The 1,924-nt window shown below is 65.4% G+C and carries 3 protein-coding genes; 1 reads left to right on the top strand and 2 read right to left on the bottom strand.

All coding sequences use genetic code 11. The annotated features are described in order from the left end of the window. A partial coding sequence (locus tag RMO81_RS04225; RefSeq protein WP_310474501.1) for an MBL fold metallo-hydrolase occupies positions 1-682 on the top strand: 682 nt, incomplete at its 5' end. A gap of 3 nt (positions 683-685) precedes the next feature. Here RMO81_RS04225 and RMO81_RS04220 read toward each other — a convergent pair. Further along, positions 686-1,339, bottom strand: a complete 654-nt coding sequence (locus tag RMO81_RS04220) for a DsbA family protein (RefSeq protein ID WP_310474500.1) — start codon at positions 1,337-1,339, stop codon at positions 686-688. Beyond that, a partial coding sequence (locus tag RMO81_RS04215; RefSeq protein ID WP_409049579.1) for an alpha/beta fold hydrolase occupies positions 1,339-1,924 on the bottom strand: 586 nt, incomplete at its 5' end. The genes RMO81_RS04215 and RMO81_RS04220, both read right to left, overlap by 1 nt.

The raw sequence follows: 1,924 nt of genomic DNA, 5'->3' as shown, positions 1-1,924 counted from the left end.
GCTGCGTTGGGCCGGCGGTGCGGCCACCACGCCATTGCCGCTGATCGGCCCGCCCGGTACCAGCGACGTGGCTGCCGGCTATAATCTCATGCTGAAGGCTGATGCCGGTTACCGCATCGCCCATCATGGCGCCGCCATCGTGCCGCCGGGCGGCGGGCAGTTTGCCGGGCAGGATATGGCGCCCGGTGTGGTGTGGAACCGCGATGGCCTCGTCATCACCGCCTTTGCCGTCAACCACGCGCCGGTCGCGCCGGCCTATGGCTATCGCATCAGCTGCAAGGGTCGCACCGTGGTGGTGAGCGGCGACACCGCCGCCACGCCGGCCATGGCGCAGGCCGCCAGGGGCGCCGATGTGCTGGTACACGAAGCCCTGCAACCCCGCCTGGTCGCCGCCATCACCCGCGGCCTGCAAAACGCCAACCAACCGCGCACCGCGCAGATCACGCGCGACATCCTCAACTATCACGCCACGCCCGAACAGGCCGCGACCGCCGCTGCCCAGGCCGGGGTGCAGATGCTGATGCTCACCCACATCGTGCCGCAGGTGCCGAACCGTTTCTTCGAAGCCGCCTTCCTGGGGGATGCGCCGCAGCGTTTCAGCGGCCCGATCCGGATGGCCCGCGATGGCAGCGTGCTGCACCTGCCGGCCGGCAGCCGCGCAATCGAAGAAAGCGCTCTCTAGGCCTCAGCGCGGTTGCAGGCCCTTCTGCTGCAACCGCCACACCAGTTGATCAAAGCGATCCTGGCCAAAGAAGGGCTCACCATCCAGTGCCATCAGTGGCACACCATAGTGGCCGGAAGCACGCTGGGCGTCCTGATTGGCTTCAATGGCAGCGCGATAATGATCCGGGTTGGCGGCAATGGCGGCATCGAGCGCGGCCAGATCGAGCCCGGCGCGCGCGGCGGCCTCTGCGAGATGATCACCTTCGTGCCAATCATCGACCGTGCCCGACCAGATGGTGTGGGAAATTTCGCGGATGAACTGCAGCCCATTCCCGGCCTCTGTCGCTGCAATGCCGAGGTGCGACAGACGGTGAATGTGCGGCTGGTCGGGCGGGTAAAGCCGGGTTGCCGGGTCCATCTGCACTGGATCGGGCTTGGGCCAGCGGTAGGGCAGCTTCAGAAATTCCGCCGTGCGATAGGTGTCCTTCACCAGATACATCGCCCACAGCGGATCGACTTGTCGGAAGAAATCCGCCTGCCGCACCGCAATCGGATAGACGATGCGCACAGTGCAGGCGACGTCGTGGCGCTCGACCAGTTCCACCACGCGCGGCAGCAGCAGGTAGGAATAGGGCGAACGGAACGACCAGAAGAGATCGAAGGACTGCATCACCATCAGCCCCGGTTGATGTGATCAAGGATGATGCGCACATATTCCTCCGGCGCGTCTTCCTGGCAAAAGTGCCCGGCGCCCGGCACGATGCTGTGCGGTTGGCCCTTCGCGCCCGGCATTCGCTCGATGAAGATTTTCTCGCCGCCCGATGTCACTGCATCCTTGTCGGAGAAACAGGTGATCACCGGCTTGTCAAAACGGCTCAACACCTCCCACGCCGCCTTGTTCTCGGCCACGCTGGCGTGTTCCGGCGTGATCGGCACCAGCGCTGGAAACTGGCGGGCGCCGGCCTTGAAGCCTTCGTTGGGGAACGGCGCATCATAGGCCGCCACTTCCGCGGGCGTCAGGTCACGCGTGCAGCCGCCGTTGACGATGAAACCCACCGGGAAGGTTTCCACCTTCTGCGAAAATTCCAGCCACGCCTTGAAGCCTTCCGACCAGCCGGTGCCGATCGGCAGCCCGGTATTGGCGATGACAAGCCGGGCAAACCGCTCCGGGAAGGCCGCCACCAGGCGCAGGCCGATCAACCCGCCCCAATCCTGGCAGAACAGGGTGATATCGGTGAGGTCTGTCGCCGTCAGCCAGTCG

Source organism: Sandarakinorhabdus sp., assembly GCF_031422795.1.
Lineage (GTDB): Bacteria > Pseudomonadota > Alphaproteobacteria > Sphingomonadales > Sphingomonadaceae > Sandarakinorhabdus.
Note: the sequence above shows the minus strand (reverse complement) of the source record. Positions and strands in the feature narration are given on the sequence as shown.

Bases quoted from the DNA above. Each gene is read 5' to 3' on its own strand.
- RMO81_RS04220 (WP_310474500.1), bottom strand. From the start codon at position 1,339: ATGGTGATGCAGTCCTTCGATCTCTTCTGGTCGTTCCGTTCGCCCTAT.